The sequence below is a fragment of the Pseudomonas flavocrustae genome, assembly GCF_029872515.1.
In the GTDB taxonomy this organism is placed as follows: Bacteria; Pseudomonadota; Gammaproteobacteria; order Pseudomonadales; family Pseudomonadaceae; genus Chryseomonas; species Chryseomonas aestiva.
In genome coordinates this window covers 68,995-85,834 of record NZ_JAPDIQ010000011.1, presented here as the reverse complement: position 1 = coordinate 85,834, position 16,840 = coordinate 68,995, and the positions used below count along the sequence as shown (strand labels likewise).

Sequence of the window (16,840 nt, the reverse complement as noted above, 5' to 3'; positions counted from 1 at the left end):
GTCACCTATCAGCGGCGCAGGATGCGCAGCTCTGAGGTCACGGATGAAGACCAGGCCAGGATGGCGCCTGACAGGATGTTGGGATGGTCGCAACAAAGAACCCGCTTCGGCGGGTTTTTTGTTGGGCGCGATTCAAGGACAGCGGGCGATTAAGGTCCGGGTTCCGCAGCGATGCGGTTGCGACCGGCGTTCTTGGCCGCATAGAGCGCCCGGTCGGCGCCTTCGGTGAGGGTGTAGGCATCCATCCCGGTCCTGTAGGTAGCGATACCAACGCTCAGGGTCACCGCGCGCCGTGACCAGGCATGGTTGGCGACGGCAGCCCGACAACGCTCGGCCACCAAGTGGGCCGCGGTGAGATCGGCACCCGACAGCAGGATGGCGAATTCCTCGCCGCCGTAGCGAAAGCAGGCGTCATTGTCGCGACAGCTTTGTAGCAGCAGCTGACTGACCGTCTGCAATGCGGTATCACCGGCCTGGTGGCCAAAGGCGTCGTTGTAGGTCTTGAAGTGATCGACGTCGATCAGCAGCATGGACAACGGCGTGCCCTGGTCCTCGGCGCGCCGCAGATGCTCCGCCAGGCGCAGGTCGAAGGCGCGTCTGTTGAACAGACCGGTCAGGGCATCGGTGACGCTGCGTTGCTCGGCGGCCTGCATCATGTCCAGCAGTTGGCGCTGCGAGGCCTCCAGCATGTGCTGTTGCTCGATATGCTCGGTGACGTCCACCGACAGCCCCGCCAGGGCGATGCCCTGCCGCGTGACCAGGGGAAACTTGTAGGACTGCCAGAAGAGGCGTCGACCATCCGGGGCCGTCATGCGCTCGACGAGTCGGCTCGGCTTGAGTTCGTTCATCACCTGCTCGTCGACCTGGCGGAAACGTGGCGCCGCCTCTGGCCAGATGGTGAAGTCGTCCTGGCCGAGGACCTCGTCACGGGTCAGTTCCAGCTGCTGCAGGAAGGGCTCGTTGACATAGCGGTAGCGCCAGTCGCGGTCCTTGATGTAGGCGATGAAGGGCCCGTTGTTCATGAAGGCGGAAAAGTTGATGTCCAGCTCTTCCAGCTGGCGCAGGGTCTCGCGCTGTTGCAGCAGGATGATGACCTGCCGAGCCAGCCGTTGCAGGTTGTCGACCTGAGCCGCCTCGAACCGCCGGACCCGGTCGTCCATCACGCAGAGGGTGCCGAGGGCGACCCCGTGCCGGTCGAGCAGGGGAATGCCCAGGTAGGCGCGCATCCGCTCCAGCCCGGGTGCCGCCCTCAGGTGTGAAACGCGCGGGTCCCTCTGCAGATCCTCCACCAGAAAAGGCTGGCGAGGGGTGCGGATCGCCAGGTGGCAGAGCGAGGCGTCGGCCGGTACCTCGGCCACCGTCATGCCCTGGCAGGCCTTGAACCAGAGACGCTGCCGATCGGCCAGGGTGATGAAGGCCACCGGCGCCCGGGTCAGTTGGCAGGCCAGGGCGACGATGTCCTCGTAGGCGGCTTCGACACCGCTATCGAGAATCTGCAGCTCGCTCAGGGCTTGGAGACGCTGGGCGTCATCGGGGTGAGTCATGCGGGCTCGCGAAGGCGGGGTCTCTGGCTAGAGCATAGTATCCAGGGCGACAGAGGAAAACTGTAGCCTTGCCGCAGTTCGCCCAGGCGCCGGTCGCTCCCGGCGCCTGGGCGTTAGCGGACTAGCGGCGGGGTTGCAGCAGCAGCGCCACCAGGGCGCTCCAGCCAGTCTGGTGGGAGGCCCCGAGTCCGCGGCCGTTTTCGCCGTGGAAATACTCGTGGAACAGCACCAGGTCGCGACTGCGCGGATCGTTCTGCAGTTGTGGATAGTCGACCATGCTCGGGCGTTTGCCGTCGGCGTCCTTGAGGAACAGCCGCGTCAGGCGCTGGCTGAGGCCGTCGGCGACCTCTTCCAGATTAGCCAGGTAGCCGGAGCCGCTGGGGTATTCCACCGAGAAACTGTCGGCGTAATAACGGTGGAACTCGTGCAGCGACTCGATGAGCATGTAGTTGATCGGCATCCACAATGGCCCGCGCCAGTTGGAGTTGCCGCCATAGAGGCGCGAATCCGATTCCCCCGGTTGATAGCGGGCGCTGAGCAGGTTGCCGTCGGCCTGGCGCATCTCGAAGGGTTGCTGTTCGTGGGCCTTGGACAGCGAGCGGATGCCGTATTCGGAGAGGAATTCGTTGTCATCCAGCATGCGCTTGAGCAGCAGCTTGGTACGGTGGCCGCGCAGCAGCGAGAGCAGGAATCTATTGCCCTGGCCGGGTTCGGTCCAGCGCGAGACCAGTCGGGCGAGATCCGGACGCTGGCGCAGGAAGCCGCGCAGTCGTCCGCCGAGGCCGGGGAGGCCTTCGTGCTCGCGCTGTTCCAGCACCTGCACCGCGAACAGCGGGATGAGGCCGACGATGGACCTCAGGCGCAACGGCTCGGCACTGCCATCCGCCTTGTGCAGGACGTCGTAGAAGAATTCGTCCTGTTCGTCCCAGAGGCCGTCTTCGCGATCATCGCTGTGGTTGATGGCGCCGGCGATGTGCAGGAAGTGCTCGAAGAACTTCACCCCGAGATCGACGTACACCGGATTTTCCTTGGCCAGCTCCAGGGCGATGCGCATCAGGTCCAGCGCATAGGCGGCCATCCAGGCGGTGCCGTCGGCCTGGTCCAGGTGATAGCCCTCCGGCAGGGGGGCCGAGCGGTCGAAGAGGGCGATGTTGTCCAGGCCGAGGAAACCGCCCTGGAAGATGTTGCGACCCTCGGTGTCCTTGCGGTTGATCCACCAGGAGAAATTCAGCAGCAGCTTGTGGAAGACGCGTTCGAGAAAGACCCGGTCGCCCACCCCGGTCAGAGACTTTTCCTGCAGGTAGACGTGCCAGGTGGCCCAGGCATGCACCGGCGGATTGGCGTCCTCGAAATTCCACTCGTAGGCCGGCAGCTGGCCATTGGGATGCATGAATCTGTCCTTCACCAGCAGCAGCAGCTGCTGCTTGGCGAAACCGGGATCGATCAGGGCGTAGGCCACCGCCTGGAAGGCCAGGTCCCAGGAGGCGTACCAGGGGTACTCCCATTTGTCCGGCATGGAGACGATGTCGAAATTGAGCAGGTGGCGCCAGTGGCCGTTGCGGATGCGCTGGCGCTGCGCCGGCGGCGTCGGCTGGGCCGGATCGCCATCGAGCCAGCGATTGACCTCGAAGTAGTAGAGCTGCTTGGACCAGAGCAGGCCGGCCAGGGCCTGGCGCTGCACCAGGCGCGCATCGGGATCGGCGATCTTTTCCTGCAGGGCGGCATAGAAGGCATCGGCCTCGGCGATGCGCTCGGCAAAGATCGCATCGGCATCCACCGACAGCGCATTGGTCGGCGCCAGGCGCAGGTAGACCACGGTCTTGGCGCCACCCTCCAGCTCCACGGCGAAATGAGCGGCCGCCTTGCTGCCGAAGTCGCGGCGGATCGCCTCGCGGGCGCCGCGCACCACGTAGTCGTTGATGCCGTCCTTGAAGGGGCCCTCGGCAGCTTCACCGGTCAGGCGGGGCAGGTTGGTTTCGTTGTTGCAGAACAGCCACTCGGCCTCGCGCGGGCCCCAGGCGCTGACCACCAGGTCGGGCCGGTCGAAATAGCTGGCGCGGACCTGGTCCCCCTCCAGGCTGAGCATGGAGCGCGGCGGGGTGCCGGTCCAGGCCCAGGTGTTGCGAGACCAGATCTGCGGCAGCACTCGCAGGCTGGCGCGCTCGGTCCCGCGGTTTTCCACGGTGACCCGCATGAGGATGTCGTCGGGGGTGTGCTTGGCGTATTCGACGGTGACGTCGAAATAGCGATCCTCGGCGAAGACGCCGGTATGGAGGATCTCGTATTCGCGATCCTCCAGGCCGCGTCGGGCGTTTTCCTCAGTGAGCTGGGCATAGGGAAAGGCGGCGTGGGGATACTTGTAGAGCATCTTCTGGTAGGCATGGCTCGGTACCCCGTCCAGGTAGAAGTACAGCTCCTTGACGTCCTCGCCATGGTTGCCTTCGGCGTTGGTCAGGCCGAACAGCCGTTCCTTGAGGAAGGGATCGCGCTCGTTCCACAGGGCGATGCCCAGGCACCATTGCTGAGCCTTGTCGCAGAAACCGGCGAGGCCGTCTTCGCCCCAGCGATAGGCGCGGCTGCGCGCATGGTCATGGGGGAAGTAGCGCCAGGCGTCGCCATCGGCGCTGTAGTCTTCACGGACCGTGGCCCACTGGCGCTCGCTCAGGTAGGGCCCCCACTGCCGCCAGGCGGCGGCATCGGTATCAGCCAGGCGCTGGCCTTCTCGGGTATGCAGGATGCCCGGGGCGGGATGTGCCGTCATCGTGTCTCCAGATTCAGGTAACGGTTAAGGCTCGAGGATAGATCACCATTGTGGCGTGCAACGACCTGCCTTGGCGTATCGCTGCAGTTTTTAGTGCCTGTCTGACCGGAAAAAATTCACGTCGTTGCGGTTTTCGTCACAGGGCCTGAGCGGGCGCAAGGGCTCTATCCCGGGCAAGCGGCGGACGAAAAAAAGCCCCACGCCGGGTCGGGGTGGGGCCTTCTGGTCATCGCGAAGCGCCCGCCGCTCGCGCAGCGGGCCTGGCAGCGATCTACAGCGCCATGTCGTTGGCGGCCTTTTCGGCGCGCGGGGCGCTGGCGGTGGCCTTGGCGTTCTCGGTGCCGGTGGCGACCGGCGGGGTGGCCAGTTGCAGGACTTCGGCGGTGTAGTTCCACTCCTGCTGCACGCGCGCCGGGTCGCTGTTCAGCTTGGTGCCGTAGCTGGGCACGATCTGGTGCAGCTTGGCTTGCCACTCCGGGGTCGCGACCTTGTCCTTGAACACCTTCTCCAGCACGCTCAGCATGATGGGCGCGGCGGTCGAGGCACCCGGGGAGGCGCCCAGCAGGCCGGCGATGCTGCCGTCCTTGGCCGCGACGATCTCGGTGCCCAGCTTCAGCACGCCACCCTTGTCTGCGTCGCGCTTGATGATCTGCACGCGCTGACCGGCCTGCCACAGGCGCCAGTCTTCCTTCTTGGCGTTGGGGAAGTACTCGCGCAGGGCGGCCATGCGGTCGTCATCCGACAGCATCAGCTGACCGGCGAGGTATTCCACCAGCGGGTACTCGGCCACGCCCACGCGGACCATCGGCCAGGCGTTGTGGGTGTTGGTGCTGGTCAGCAGGTCCAGGTAGGAACCCTGCTTGAGGAACTTGGTGGAGAAGGTGGCGAAGGGCCCGAACAGGATCACGCGCTTGCCGTCGAGCATGCGGGTGTCCAGGTGCGGTACCGACATCGGCGGTGCGCCCACCGACGCCTTGCCGTAGGCCTTGGCCAGGTGCTGCTGGGCGATCTCGGGGTTGTCGGTGACCAGGAAGGAACCACCCACCGGGAAGCCGGCGTAGTCGTTGGCTTCGGGGATGCCCGACTTCTGCAGCAGGTGCAGGGCACCGCCGCCGGCGCCGATGAAGACGAACTTGGCGTCGGTTTCGGTCTTCTTGCCGTCCTTGAGGTTCTTGTACTCCACGCGCCAGCTGCCGTCGGCATTGCGGGTGATGTTCTCGACTTCGCTGGACAGGTTCAGCTTGAAGTTCGGCTTGGACTGCAGGTTGGCGGCGAACTGGCGGGTGATCTCACCGAAGTTGACGTCGGTGCCCAGCGGACTCCAGGTGGCGGCGATCTTCTGCTTGGGATCGCGACCTTCCATCATCAGCGGAACCCACTGTTTGATCTGCGCGGGATCTTCGGAGAACTGCATGCCGGAGAACAGCGGGCTGGCCTTGAGCGCCTCGTAGCGCTTCTTCAGGAAGGCGATGTTCTCGTCACCCCAGACGAAGCTCATGTGCGGGGTGCTGTTGATGAAGCTCTTCGGGTCCTTGAGGACACCGTTCTTGACCTGCCAGGACCAGAATTGACGGGAGATCTGGAAGGCTTCGTTGATCTCGATGGCCTTGGCGATGGTGACCTTGCCGTCCTTGTCTTCCGGGGTGTAGTTCAGCTCGGCCAGGGCGGAGTGGCCGGTACCGGCATTGTTCCAGCCGTTGGAGCTCTCGTCGGCGACCTGGTCCAGGCGCTCGACCATTTCCATGGTCCAGTTCGGCTCCAGCTCGTTCAGCCAGATGCCCAGGGTGGAGCTCATGATGCCGCCGCCGATCAGCAGGACGTCGACCTTCTTGGTGTCTTCGGCCTGTGCGGTGCCCAGGGCGGAGGCGATGGCGACGCCGAGCAGCGCGCCAGTCATTTTCTTCAGCATGTGATCTCTCGTTCGATAGAAGCTGGGTCTGCTTATCGAGTTTCGGTGCGGTGCGGCACCATGGCACATGGGGGGATGTGCAGTGGGCAAGGCAGAATGCAGCCGGAAACACGCAAGGGCAGGTTCTTTTCCCTCCACCGCCCCTCTCTCATGAGTCACCGGAGGAGTCGGAGCAAAAACGCAAGACGCGGCCTTGGCAGCGGCTGACCGGAGACAGAGGTCTCGGGCGCGGCTGCGTGCGCGTGGCGTAATTGTTGCCGGACATTTTAAAGGGAAGGGTTAGGGCTGCCTAGCCCGTAATTCATTGGCTTTGCCTATTAGCCTTTAGTCTAATCCTCTGTGACGACAGTCAAAGTCCCGCCAGCTGCCGCTCCAGGCGAACCGGAGCGGTCTGGGCGGCTTTCCGCGAGCAGCCGGCGGCACCGACGAAAGCGGCCGGAAAGCCGCCGGAGGGTCGTCGTTCAAGTGTGGAGAGGTCGATCAGGCGAAGCGCCAGGCGAGAAAGCGACTCTGCTTCTGGCCCTGGGCCATGACCACCACGCGACTTTCACTGACCTGTTCGCGGCGCAGTGCCGCCTGCAACGGCGGCAGATTGCTGACCTTGGACACCAGGCAGGTGAACCAGCCGACCTGACCGGCAAAGGCGCGACTCTCGCGGATCATCCGCTCGACAAAGACGGCCTCGCCCCCGGGGCACCAGAGTTCAGCCGCCTGGCCGCCGAAATTGAGCAGGGGTACCTGCTTGCCGGTGGTCTTGCCCAGGTTCTTCCACTTGCGCCGGCTGCCGCGCACGGCATCGTCGGGGCTGGCATGGAAGGGCGGATTGCACAGGGTGGCGGCGTAGCGCTCACCGGGTTGCAGGATACCGGCGAATATGGCCTGGGGATCCGGCTGGCGGCGCAACTCGATGGCGGCGGCGCAATCCGCATTGGCCGCCAGGGTGCGGCCGAAGGCAGCCAGCGCCGCCGGGGCGATGTCGCTGCCAACGAAATGCCAGCCGTACTCCTTGAAGCCGATCAGCGGATAGACGCCATTGGCGCCCGTACCCACGTCCAGCAAGCGCGTCGTCGCACCCCGGGGAATCTTGCCGCCATTGTCCTCGGCCAGGAGGTCGGCCAGGTGGTGCAGGTAATCCGCCCGGCCGGGAATCGGTGGGCAGAGGAAATCGGCGGGGATGTCCCAATCGCGCACGCCATGGTGCAGCGCCAGTAACGCGCGGTTGAGCGCGCGGACGGCCTGGGGATCGGTGAAGTCGATGGACAGATTGCCCCGCGGCGTCGGCGCCACGAACGGCCTGAGCGCCGGGCTCGTGCGCATCAGCGCTGGAAAGTCGTAACTGCCCTGGTGGCGATTGCGTGGATGCAGGGGCGCAGGGCGGCCAGGAAGGGGGCGGCGGGGCGAGGTCATGAAGGCAGGCAGGGTGGAAAAGGGGCGGCGAGCCTAGCACAGCCACCCTTTTAGAGCCTGTTTTAAGTCTCGCGAGCTAGGTACAAACAAGGCGAAAATGCCTGAGGAAGCGGAGTTTACAGTCGGTAAATGAGTATTCCGGAGGCATTTTCAACGCCGTTTGCCCGACGCGCAGCAGGCTTTAAACAGGCTATACGGCTCACGTGGGCGTCGGGGCGTCTTCCGGCAGCACGCCGATCTCGCGCAGGTTGCGCCAGAAGGCGGCAGGGATGGGAGCCCGTAGCAGTTCGGCGTTCTGCCGGGCCCGCTCTGGCGTGCTGCTGCCGGGAATGGTGGCGGCCACCGTGGGATGGGCCAGGCAGAACTGCAGGGCCGCGGCGCGGATGTCCACCCCGTGATCCTGGCAGACGCCCTTGATCAACTCGACCTTGCGGCGCAGTGCCGGTTCGGCTTCGGCATAGTTGTAGTGCTTGCCACCGGCGAGCAGGCTGGAGTTGTAGGGCCCACCCACCACGATGCCCACGCCGCGGCGTTCGCATTCGGGAAAGAGCGTGTCCAGGGCTTCGCGATGATCCAGCAGGGAATAGCGACCGGCCAGCAGGAAGGCATCGGGATCGCTCTGCTCCAGCGCCAGGCGGCAGGGTTCCACCAGGTTGACGCCCAGGCCCCAGCCCAGGATCAGCCCTTCCTCGCGCATCTCGGTGAGGGCCTTGGCCGCACCCTGCATGGCCTGGGCGAAGTAGTCGCGCCAGGCCGGGCCATGCTGGTCCTCGGACAGATCGTGGATCCACACCAGATCGAGGCGGTCGGTCTTGAGGCGTTCCAGACTGGCCTCGATGGAGCGGCGGGCGCCGTCGGCGGAATAGTCGAGCACCCGCTTGAAGGGCAGTTCGTTGACGAACGGCGGCGCATTTTCCGGCCGGTCGGCCGGTTCCAGCAGGCGGCCGACCTTGCTGCAGAGGACGAAGTCGTCGCGCGGCTTGTCGGCCAGCACCTCGGCAAAACGTCGCTCCGACAGCCCGGCGCCATAGTGGGGCGAGGTGTCATAGAGGCGGATGCCGGCGTCCCAGGCGGCTTCGAGCGTCGCCCGGGCGTCGGCGTCGCCTACCTCGCGGAACATGTTGCCCAGCGGGGCACCGCCAAAGCCGAGGGAGGGGATGTCGATACGCATGGGAAGTCTCCAGGGTGGTGCGTGTCTGCATCCCGACCGATGTCCCCAGACTCCTGTTCCCCTAGTCCGCCGGACGTAGCAGGGCCACCTCGGCGCAGGTGAGCGGACGATAGGCACCCTCGGCCAGGGCGGAATCCAGCGCCAGCTCGCCGATGCGGTCGCGATGCAGGGCGATGACCTCGATGCCGAAGCGGCCGAACATGCGCTTGACCTGGTGATAGCGGCCTTCGACCAGGGTCAGGAAAGCGCTGTGGTCGTCCAGCAACTCCAGCTGCGCCGGTTGGGTGGTGAGGTCCTCATAGGCGAAGTAGAGCCCTTCGGCGAAGGCGGCCACCAGCTGCGGCGGGATGACCTCGGCGGTGGTGACCCGGTAGCGCTTGGTCTGCCTGTGACGCGGATGACTGAGGCCGCGTGACCACTGGCCATCGTTGGTGAGCAGCAGCAGGCCGGTGGTGTTGAAGTCCAGCCGTCCGGCCAGGTGCAGATCGGCGCGCTGGTCCGGGGCGAGGCAGTCCAGCACCGTGGCATGGCGGGCGTCGACGGTGGCGCTCACGCAGCCGCGCGGCTTGTGCAGCATCAGGTAGCGACCGCCGGGGCCGTCCTGCAGCAGGCGCTCGTCGGCCTCGATGCGGTCGAAGGCGAACACCTCCTGCTCGGCCCGCAGGGTGGTGGTGCCGTTGACCCTTACCCGGCCCTCGGCGAGCAGGCGCCGCCCTAGTTGCCGGCCCAGCTCGGGTCGGTTGCCCAGCCAGCGGTCCAGGCGCATCAGCGAGGTTCGCTCGCGACGCCTGCCGCGCAGGCCGGACAGAGGCAGCGGCGATCGCGCTCTTGCGCGGGCAGGCGGTCCAGGACGGCGGGATCGATCGGCGTCTGCAGGCACCAGCAGTCGCGGATCTCGCCCCCGGCCGCCAGGAAGCAGCTGTTGGCCTGGCCGCACAGCGGGCAGCGGGTGGGATCGAAGGGGATGGGCGATGCGGCCATGGTGATCTCGTCGGGCGAAGCGGGCGGCAGAGTACCGGGAATTGCGACCTGGGTAACGTCCGCTACGCTGGGGGTCTGCGTACTGTCGCAACCAGGGTGCAAGCTGCATCCTAGCTCCGATCGTCGGACCACCCGAGGAACCCATGACAATAACTGCTCTGCGCACCCTGATCCGTACCCTCATTCCCGGCACCCTGCTGGTCAGCCAACTGGCCCTGGCCACCGAAGCCGATGTCGGCCAGACCCTGGCCCGCCAGGCCGGCATTCCCTGGCCGGCGGTGATCGCCCATCGCGGCGCCTCCTTCGACGCCCCCGAATCCACCGCGCCGGCCTACCTGGTGGCGCGGGAACTGGGCGCCGACTACCTGGAGCTCGACCTGCAGCGCACCAGGGACGGCCAGCTCATCGCCCTGCACGACGACACCCTGGAACGTACCACCGATGTCGCCAAGCGCTTCCCCGACCGCGCCAAGGCCCCGGTCAGCCAGTTCACCCTGGCCGAACTCAAGTCGCTGGACGCCGGCAGCTGGTTCAACCAGGCCCATCCCGACCGCGCCCGGCCAAAGTTCGCCGGACTCAGGATCCTTACCCTCGACGAGGTCATCGACATCGCCGAAGGCGGTCGCAACAAGCCGGGTCTCTACATCGAAACCAAGCAACCCAAGCTGTTTCCGGGTATCGAGCGCGACCTCAAGGCCAAGCTGACCCAGCGCGGCTGGCTCGGCAAGCCCAAGCCGGGTGCCACCGGCGTCGCCGCCATGCCCGGGCGGGTGATCCTGCAGACCTTCGAGAAGAGCAGCCTGGAGCTGTTGCAGAAGGAGATGCCGAAGACGCCGAAGATCCTGCTGCTGTGGCTGGGCGACGACTACATCCCGGCCAAGCCCGGGCCGAGCTACGCCGAGTCGGGCGAGGCCAGCAAGGCGGCCTACTACGCCAAGCAGCAGGTGCGCTCCGAAGGCGATTTCACCGCCTGGATCGAGTGGGCCAAGGCCCATGGCGCCATCGGCATCGGCCCCTCGGCGGCCCTGGAGGAGGGTGGCGACCAGAGCTATGCGGACCTGGTGAAGCCCTGGATGAACGACGTCGCCCACGAGCGGGGTCTGCTGGTGCATGCCTATACGGTGGACTCGGCGGTGGACTACGCGCGTCTCGCGCCCCGTGGCGTGGATGGCTTCTTCAGCAATCGCGCCGCCGAATTGCTGAAGTTCTATGAGCGTCCGGCCAAGCAGGCACCCGGTGCCCTGCTCAAGCAGCTGGGTTATTGAGTCCAGGCGGGGAGGCCTGCCGGTCTCCCCGTCGCCAACGGAGGCCTCCTCATGTCCCGCCATGCCTTCAACGGTGCCAAGCTGGCGCTGCTCTGCGCTGAGCAGATCCTGGTCTATCAGCGTGATGACAAGCCCGACATCCCCTGGCCGGCCCTCTGGGACCTGCCCGGCGGTGGTCGCGAAGACGGCGAGACGCCCGAGCGCTGCGCCCTGCGCGAGCTGGAAGAAGAATTCGGCCTGGTGCTGGACGAGGCGCGGCTGACCTGGGGGCGTTGCTATCCGCCGCGCCAACCCGGCTATCTGCCTAGCTGGCTGTTCGCCGGGCAATTGCATCCCGCCGAACTCGCCGCCATCCGCTTTGGCGACGAAGGCCAGCACTGGCAGCTGATGAGCATCGCCGACTTCCTCGCCCATCCCCAGGCCGTACCCCATCTGCAGGCGCGGCTGCAGGACTACCTGGGCGAGCGGGAGGAGAGCCGACCCGCGTCTCTTAATCCCGGCTGAATGAACGCGCGATAACCGGGCGCGGCGCCTGGCCAGGGCTTAAGCTTTGTCCAGGCCCATCCGGGCCGTTCTGGAGATATTCCCCATGCGCCATTTCCTCTTGGCGTCGCTCTGTGCCCTGACCTTCACCGGCTGCACCGTCTACGACACGTCCCCGCGCTATTACAGCCGTCCGGCACCGCCCGCGGCGGTCTTCTACGGCACGCCGGCCTATCCGCCGCCCGCGGTCATCGTGCGGCCCTATGGCTATGGCTACTACTATCGACCGGCACCGCCACCACCGCCTCACTGGGGTCCGGGTCCCGGCTGGGGACCGCCGGGCTGGGGACCGCGTCCGGGTTATGGTCCGCCCGGCTGGGGCCCGCGCTACGGTCCGCGCTGGTAGCGGGTTTGACAGGGGCAGCCGGCTTTTCTAGGGTGCCCTTGTCTTGACCAGGAAGCCTCGAATCGTGGACGACGATCGCATCAAGCTCGACCCCCAATGGAAAGCCGCGCTGCGCGACGAATTCGAGCAGCCCTACATGCGTCAGCTGAGCGAATTCCTCAGGCGCGAGAAGGCGGCGGGCAAGGTCATCCATCCGCCCGGGCCGTTGATCTTCAATGCCCTCAATACCACCCCTCTGGATCAGGTCAGGGTGGTCATCCTCGGCCAGGACCCCTATCACGGTCCGGGTCAGGCCCATGGGCTGAGCTTCTCGGTGCAGCCTGGGGTACCGGCGCCGCCGTCGCTGCAGAATATCTTCAAGGAACTCAAGCGCGACCTGAACCTGCCCATTCCCAACCACGGCTATCTGCAGCACTGGGCCGAGCAGGGCGTGCTGTTGCTCAATACCTCGCTGACCGTGGAACAGGCCAACGCCGGTTCCCACGCCAAGGCCGGTTGGCAGAGATTCACCGATCGCATCATCGAGGTGGTCAGCGCCGAGCGGGAGAACCTGGTGTTCCTGCTCTGGGGCAGCCATGCCCAGAGCAAGCAGACGCTCATCGATCCCCAGAAGCACCTGATCCTCAAGTCGGCGCATCCCTCGCCGCTGTCGGCCCACCGCGGCTTCATCGGCAACGGCCACTTCGGCCGCACCAATGAATTCCTGCGCAACGCCGGCCTCACCCCTATCGACTGGGCGCTGCCACCGCTGGCGTAGGAGGGGCCCTGGTCCTCAGCCGAAATAGACGGCTGGTTGTCTCGGGAGAGTGCGGCAGGCGGATTGTTCGCCCAGCGAGCACGCCACCCCAGCCGTTAGGCCCTCAACGCACCGACTGCAGCGGCAACTCCACTTCGCCACCATTGCTCAGGTCCACGGCCACCGGCTCCTGGGTCAGATACAGCGGGCGACCGCCGAGCAGGATGCGCCCGCTGAGCAGATAGCGCTCGCCGCTCTTGACCTTGGCCGGGGCGTAGTCGAGGCGGAAGGGCACCTGGCCGGGCTGCTTGACGAACAGGGTGCGCTGGGCCAGGCGACCGGCAGGGGTGTCGCCGGCACTGGCGCTGTAGAGGCTGACGGTGAGCTTGGCGGTGGGCGGCACCGGCTCGTTGGCGGTAAAGGTGGCCTGGCCGCTGAGGCTGGTCATGCTCGGCTGGGCCGGCACGCCAGGCGTGGTGGTCTGCGGCTGCTCGGTGGGCGGCAGCGGCTGGCCAGCGGACGGCGGTGGCGTCGCGGGACCGGGGCGCAGCCCGCTACAGGCGCTGAGCAGCAGCGAGGTGGCGAGCAAGGTGGCGATTCTTTTCATGGGTAGATCCTGGACTGAAATCGACTGCTGTGACCCATGGACGCCGGCTTAGTTGCCGGCGACCGCAGGGGATTCGGGATCCGGCAGGTCGGGCGCATCGGGTCGGTCCAGCGCCACCTGACGGATCGACAGGCGGATCTCCGCCGGCAGCACCCGCTTGCCGGCGCCTTCGGCCAGTTCGCCGAGCAATTCATGATGGCCCAGGGTGCCGTCGTCGGCCTTGCGCAGCACACCCTCGGCCAGCAGCGTCTGGATGAAGTGGCGAAACAGCGACTTGTCGAAGAATTCCGGCGCATTGAGGCCATGCAGCACCGACAACCGCTGGGCCATCACGGTGCAGAGTTCTTCCAGTTGCGGCGCGGTCAGGCTGTTCTGGCCGTGGTTGAGGATCAGCGCGGTGGTCATGTAGTAGCGCTGCAGGGTCTGCAGGATGGCCCGCGCCAGCAGGGTGAGGCGGACGAATTGCCGCGAGCTGGGCGCCGCACGCACGAAGACGTCGTCCTCGATGCGCAGCAGGCCGCGCTCCACCATGGCCTCCAGCCAGCCGTCCAGCACCAGCGGCAGCTCCTCGCGCTCCCAGTGGATGAACAGCTCGGCCTGCAGATAGGGATAGAGCGCCAGGGCGAATCTGTGGATCAGCTCGCGGGTCATGCGCCCGGTGTTCTGGAAGAAACTGGCGATCAGCGCCGGGATGGCGAAGAGGTGCAGGACATTGTTGCGGTAGTAGGTCATCAGCACCGCGTTCTGCTCGTCCAGGTAGAGGATGCGTCCCAGAGCGTCCTGCTGCTCGGAGAGGAAACCCAGGTCGCGTACCTCTTCGATGATCGCCTGGCCGTCGCCCTCGGGCAGGGTGACGCTGGTGGAGTAGGGCACCCGCTTCAGCAGATCCAGATAGAGGTCGATGGCGCGTATCAGGGCGCCTTCGTCGAGGGCCTGGCGGTTGGTCGAGAGCAGCGCCAGGGCCACCAGGTTGACCGGGGTGACGGCCGCCGCGGCATTGATGCGGCGGACCACCCGCTCGCCCAGTTCGTGGGTGACCGAATTGAACCAGGCGGGCTTCAGGTCTTCGTCGAGGGGTTCGTCGCGCCAGCCCGGACGGCGGGCATCGAGGAAGCCTTGCAGCGGGATGGGCTCGCCGAAGTTGACCCAGACCCGACCGAAGCGCTGGCGCAGGGCGCCGAAGACCTTGACCAGGTCGAAGATGGATTCCTTCTTCTTGGCCGCGCCGCGCAACTCGCCCAGGTAGGTGCGGCCCTCGAAGACCTTCTCGTAGCCGATGTACACCGGTACGAAGACGATAGGGCGCCGCGAATCGCGGAGGAAGCTGCGCAGGGTCATGGCCAGCATGCCGGTGCGTGGCTGCAGGGTACGTCCGGTGCGCGAGCGACCGCCCTCGACGAAGTATTCGGTGGAGAAGCCGCGGCTGAACAGGCTGTGCAGGTATTCGTTGAACACCGCCGCATAGAGGGCGTTGCCCTTGAAGCTGCGCCTCATGAAGAAGGCCCCGCCACGGCGCAGGATGTTGCCCACCACCGGCATGTCCAGGTTGATGCCGGCGGCGATGTGCGGCGGGGTCAGGCCGTTCTGGAACAGCAGGTAGGACAGCAGCAGGTAGTCGATGTGGCTGCGGTGGCAGGGGACGTAGACCACAGTATGACCGGGCGCCATCTCCTGGATCCGCTCGATGTGGCTGACCGTGACGCCGTCATAGATGCTGTTCCAGAACCAGCGCAGGCCGACGTCCAGGCAGCGCACCACCGGATAGGAGAAGTCCGAGGCGATCTCGCGCGCATAGTGCGCCGCCTCGTCTTCGATGCGCCCGGGGGTAGCCTTGCGCTGGGCAATCTCGTGGGCGATGGTCGCCCGTACCTGGGGCGCGCGGAGCAGGCCGCGCAACAGGGTACGGCGGTGCGACAGGTCCGGGCCGATCACCGCCTGGCGCACGTTGCGGAAGTGGATGCGCAGCTGCCGCATCACCAGGCGCTCCAGGCGTTGCGGATCGGGACGCTGGCTGGCCAGTTCGCCCAGCGACAGCGGCTTGGAGAATTGCACCCGGGTCAGCCGGCCCAGTACCAGGATGCGCGCCAGCTTGCGCAGCCGTCCGGTCACCACCCAGTTGTCCGCCCAGAGCAGTTTCCAGGGACTGGTCTCGCGATCCGGCGACTGGCCCCAGAAGACGCTGACCGGTACCAGCTGGACGTCTTCCAGCTGCTGCTCGGTCACCGCGGCCACCACCCGGCGCAGGGTAGGGGGTACCGAGCGCCGGGCGGGGCGCCCGCGCCAGTTCGCCTTGCCGGTGGCGTTGAAGTAGGCAAGTGGCTCTGTCTTGCTACCCAGCACCAGCGGGCGTAGCGGTCGCGGCAGGCCGGCCTTGCGGCATTCCCGGTCGAGCACCGCCAGATCGCTCAACGAGGCCTCGGGGAGGACATAGAGCACCGGCCTGGCGGGATCGATGCGGCTGAGCAGGCTGGCCGCCTGGGTGGTCTCGGAGCGGACCCAGAGATAGAGCAGGCGCTTGAGCAGCGAGAAGGCCAGCAGGCGCAGCGGCGAACGGGTCATGGAGGGCTACCGGAGTGACGGGGCGGCAGTGTGCCGGATGGCCTGGCGGGCGTAAAACCGCCCGTGTTGTTCTCTCTTCGACCCGGCAGTCGGCGGCTTGTCCCCGTTGTCGAAAAAATGCCGCTCAGATCGTCGAAAACCCGGCGTTGGCGCGGCTTTCAGCCATGCTGGCACTTTGCGTAAAGAACGTTGCTTTTGCCGGGAAAGCTATGCTTTATAAGGCATCGGCAGGTTCTTGCCGATGGTCGGAATCGGGCTGCCAGCCTGGCGACCGGTCCGGCGAGCGATCTGTACCGATACAACAAAGCAACCCGAGCGCCCAGCTTGTGGCGAGCGGGGATAGGAAATCCAGAAAGCTTCGGAGAGATGTGATGGGTGAGCAACGCGAAACCGGGACCGTCAAGTGGTTCAATGACGCCAAGGGATATGGATTCATTCAACGCGAAGGCGGTGCCGACGTGTTCGTTCACTACCGCGCCATCCGCGGTGAAGGTCATCGTTCCCTGAACGAAGGCCAGCAGGTGGAGTTTTCGGTGATCGAGGGCCAGAAGGGTCTCCAGGCCGAAGACGTCGCCCAGGTCTAGATCCGTTGCGCGAGGAGCGCAAGGCTCCTCGCGCCTTCAGTTCACTCGGTGCGCCAGACAATCTCTTCGACGCCCGCGTCCGTCACCTTCAGCCAGCGATCGGCGGCTTCTTCCTCTTCTTCCTCGCTCCAGCCGCTCGGGGCGCAGCGCACCTGTACCTGGAGGGCTGCATAGGCATCGCGGGCGCAGGCCAGGTCATCCACCCAGGGCGACACATCGCTTTCCAGCAGCAGGCTGTGCCACTTGCCGACTGCCTTCGGCAGCCAGGTCACCGGAATCGACTCGCCGCCATAGCGCAGGGTGCATTTGAAGGTCTGTCCGTGCGCCTGCCAGACGCAGGGCATGGCGAACACCTGTTCGAGCCAGGCCGAGATGGCGTCCTGATCGACGTCCTTGAGGTAGATTTCGATATCGGGCTGGCGCATGG

The 16,840-nt window shown here is 66.1% G+C and carries 15 protein-coding genes; 5 read left to right on the top strand and 10 right to left on the bottom strand.

Going from position 1 to position 16,840, the window contains the following annotated elements; translation table 11 throughout:
- Window positions 1-149: 149 nt before the first annotated feature.
- From OMP44_RS21125 to OMP44_RS21095, 7 genes are all read right to left on the bottom strand, one after another.
- The gene (locus OMP44_RS21125) at window positions 150-1,544 is read right to left on the bottom strand and encodes a GGDEF domain-containing protein (RefSeq protein ID WP_273862000.1); all 1,395 of its coding nucleotides are present in this window, start codon (window positions 1,542-1,544) and stop codon (window positions 150-152) included.
- Window positions 1,545-1,665: 121 nt separating this feature from the next.
- The gene (locus tag OMP44_RS21120; RefSeq protein WP_273862001.1) at window positions 1,666-4,305 is read right to left on the bottom strand and encodes an MGH1-like glycoside hydrolase domain-containing protein; all 2,640 of its coding nucleotides are present in this window, start codon (window positions 4,303-4,305) and stop codon (window positions 1,666-1,668) included.
- Window positions 4,306-4,576: 271 nt separating this feature from the next.
- Window positions 4,577-6,214: a malate dehydrogenase (quinone) gene (mqo, locus tag OMP44_RS21115; RefSeq protein ID WP_133862924.1), complete on the bottom strand. Its 1,638-nt coding sequence runs from the start codon at window positions 6,212-6,214 to the stop codon at window positions 4,577-4,579.
- Between the two features lie 480 nt (window positions 6,215-6,694).
- Window positions 6,695-7,621: a 23S rRNA (adenine(1618)-N(6))-methyltransferase RlmF gene (gene rlmF, locus OMP44_RS21110; RefSeq protein ID WP_280311019.1), complete on the bottom strand. Its 927-nt coding sequence runs from the start codon at window positions 7,619-7,621 to the stop codon at window positions 6,695-6,697.
- A gap of 199 nt (window positions 7,622-7,820) precedes the next feature.
- Window positions 7,821-8,792 (bottom strand): aldo/keto reductase, encoded by a 972-nt coding sequence (locus OMP44_RS21105; protein WP_280311017.1) that lies wholly within the window; start codon window positions 8,790-8,792, stop codon window positions 7,821-7,823.
- A 61-nt stretch (window positions 8,793-8,853) separates the two neighbouring features.
- The gene (locus OMP44_RS21100; protein ID WP_133862927.1) at window positions 8,854-9,558 is read right to left on the bottom strand and encodes a 16S rRNA pseudouridine(516) synthase; all 705 of its coding nucleotides are present in this window, start codon (window positions 9,556-9,558) and stop codon (window positions 8,854-8,856) included.
- Window positions 9,558-9,773: a cysteine-rich CWC family protein gene (locus OMP44_RS21095; protein ID WP_187978556.1), complete on the bottom strand. Its 216-nt coding sequence runs from the start codon at window positions 9,771-9,773 to the stop codon at window positions 9,558-9,560. Before OMP44_RS21095 ends, OMP44_RS21100 begins: the two co-directional genes overlap by 1 nt.
- A gap of 143 nt (window positions 9,774-9,916) precedes the next feature.
- Here OMP44_RS21095 and OMP44_RS21090 point away from each other — a divergent pair, with 143 nt between their 5' ends.
- The 4 genes from OMP44_RS21090 (at window position 9,917) to ung (ending at window position 12,684) form a co-directional block, all read left to right on the top strand.
- Window positions 9,917-11,038, top strand: coding sequence for a glycerophosphodiester phosphodiesterase (locus OMP44_RS21090; protein ID WP_133862929.1), 1,122 nt, complete (start codon window positions 9,917-9,919; stop codon window positions 11,036-11,038).
- A gap of 51 nt (window positions 11,039-11,089) precedes the next feature.
- Window positions 11,090-11,542 carry an NUDIX hydrolase gene (locus tag OMP44_RS21085; protein ID WP_280311014.1) on the top strand — a complete coding sequence of 151 codons (453 nt, stop codon included), beginning with the start codon at window positions 11,090-11,092 and terminating at the stop codon, window positions 11,540-11,542.
- 85 nt (window positions 11,543-11,627) lie between these two features.
- A complete protein-coding gene (locus OMP44_RS21080; RefSeq protein ID WP_007163043.1) occupies window positions 11,628-11,927 on the top strand; it encodes a hypothetical protein in 300 nt (99 codons plus the stop codon).
- A gap of 61 nt (window positions 11,928-11,988) precedes the next feature.
- Entirely contained in the window at window positions 11,989-12,684 is a 696-nt protein-coding gene (ung, locus tag OMP44_RS21075; protein ID WP_133862944.1) for a uracil-DNA glycosylase, read from the top strand.
- 103 nt (window positions 12,685-12,787) lie between these two features.
- Here ung and OMP44_RS21070 read toward each other — a convergent pair whose 3' ends face one another.
- Complete coding sequence (locus OMP44_RS21070; RefSeq protein WP_280311010.1) at window positions 12,788-13,270, bottom strand: YbaY family lipoprotein; 483 nt, start codon at window positions 13,268-13,270, stop codon at window positions 12,788-12,790.
- A gap of 48 nt (window positions 13,271-13,318) precedes the next feature.
- Entirely contained in the window at window positions 13,319-15,829 is a 2,511-nt protein-coding gene (gene plsB / locus OMP44_RS21065) for a glycerol-3-phosphate 1-O-acyltransferase PlsB (protein ID WP_280311007.1), read from the bottom strand.
- 371 nt (window positions 15,830-16,200) lie between these two features.
- Between plsB and OMP44_RS21060 the strand changes: the two genes are divergently transcribed.
- Window positions 16,201-16,413 (top strand): cold-shock protein, encoded by a 213-nt coding sequence (locus tag OMP44_RS21060; RefSeq protein ID WP_133862934.1) that lies wholly within the window; start codon window positions 16,201-16,203, stop codon window positions 16,411-16,413.
- A 41-nt stretch (window positions 16,414-16,454) separates the two neighbouring features.
- Here the strand turns inward: OMP44_RS21060 and OMP44_RS21055 are convergent, their stop codons facing one another.
- Window positions 16,455-16,838 carry a hypothetical protein gene (locus OMP44_RS21055; RefSeq protein ID WP_133862935.1) on the bottom strand — a complete coding sequence of 128 codons (384 nt, stop codon included), beginning with the start codon at window positions 16,836-16,838 and terminating at the stop codon, window positions 16,455-16,457.
- Window positions 16,839-16,840 lie beyond the last annotated feature (2 nt).

Bases quoted from the DNA above. Each gene is read 5' to 3' on its own strand.
- OMP44_RS21080 (WP_007163043.1), top strand. From the start codon at position 11,628: ATGCGCCATTTCCTCTTGGCGTCGCTCTGTGCCCTGACCTTCACCGGC.
- plsB (WP_280311007.1), bottom strand. From the start codon at position 15,829: ATGACCCGTTCGCCGCTGCGCCTGCTGGCCTTCTCGCTGCTCAAGCGC.
- OMP44_RS21100 (WP_133862927.1), bottom strand. From the start codon at position 9,558: ATGCGCCTGGACCGCTGGCTGGGCAACCGACCCGAGCTGGGCCGGCAA.
- OMP44_RS21120 (WP_273862001.1), bottom strand. From the start codon at position 4,305: ATGACGGCACATCCCGCCCCGGGCATCCTGCATACCCGAGAAGGCCAG.
- OMP44_RS21095 (WP_187978556.1), bottom strand. From the start codon at position 9,773: ATGGCCGCATCGCCCATCCCCTTCGATCCCACCCGCTGCCCGCTGTGC.
- OMP44_RS21125 (WP_273862000.1), bottom strand. From the start codon at position 1,544: ATGACTCACCCCGATGACGCCCAGCGTCTCCAAGCCCTGAGCGAGCTG.
- rlmF (WP_280311019.1), bottom strand. From the start codon at position 7,621: ATGACCTCGCCCCGCCGCCCCCTTCCTGGCCGCCCTGCGCCCCTGCAT.
- OMP44_RS21090 (WP_133862929.1), top strand. From the start codon at position 9,917: ATGACAATAACTGCTCTGCGCACCCTGATCCGTACCCTCATTCCCGGC.
- OMP44_RS21055 (WP_133862935.1), bottom strand. From the start codon at position 16,838: ATGCGCCAGCCCGATATCGAAATCTACCTCAAGGACGTCGATCAGGAC.
- OMP44_RS21070 (WP_280311010.1), bottom strand. From the start codon at position 13,270: ATGAAAAGAATCGCCACCTTGCTCGCCACCTCGCTGCTGCTCAGCGCC.
- mqo (WP_133862924.1), bottom strand. From the start codon at position 6,214: ATGCTGAAGAAAATGACTGGCGCGCTGCTCGGCGTCGCCATCGCCTCC.
- OMP44_RS21060 (WP_133862934.1), top strand. From the start codon at position 16,201: ATGGGTGAGCAACGCGAAACCGGGACCGTCAAGTGGTTCAATGACGCC.
- OMP44_RS21105 (WP_280311017.1), bottom strand. From the start codon at position 8,792: ATGCGTATCGACATCCCCTCCCTCGGCTTTGGCGGTGCCCCGCTGGGC.
- OMP44_RS21085 (WP_280311014.1), top strand. From the start codon at position 11,090: ATGTCCCGCCATGCCTTCAACGGTGCCAAGCTGGCGCTGCTCTGCGCT.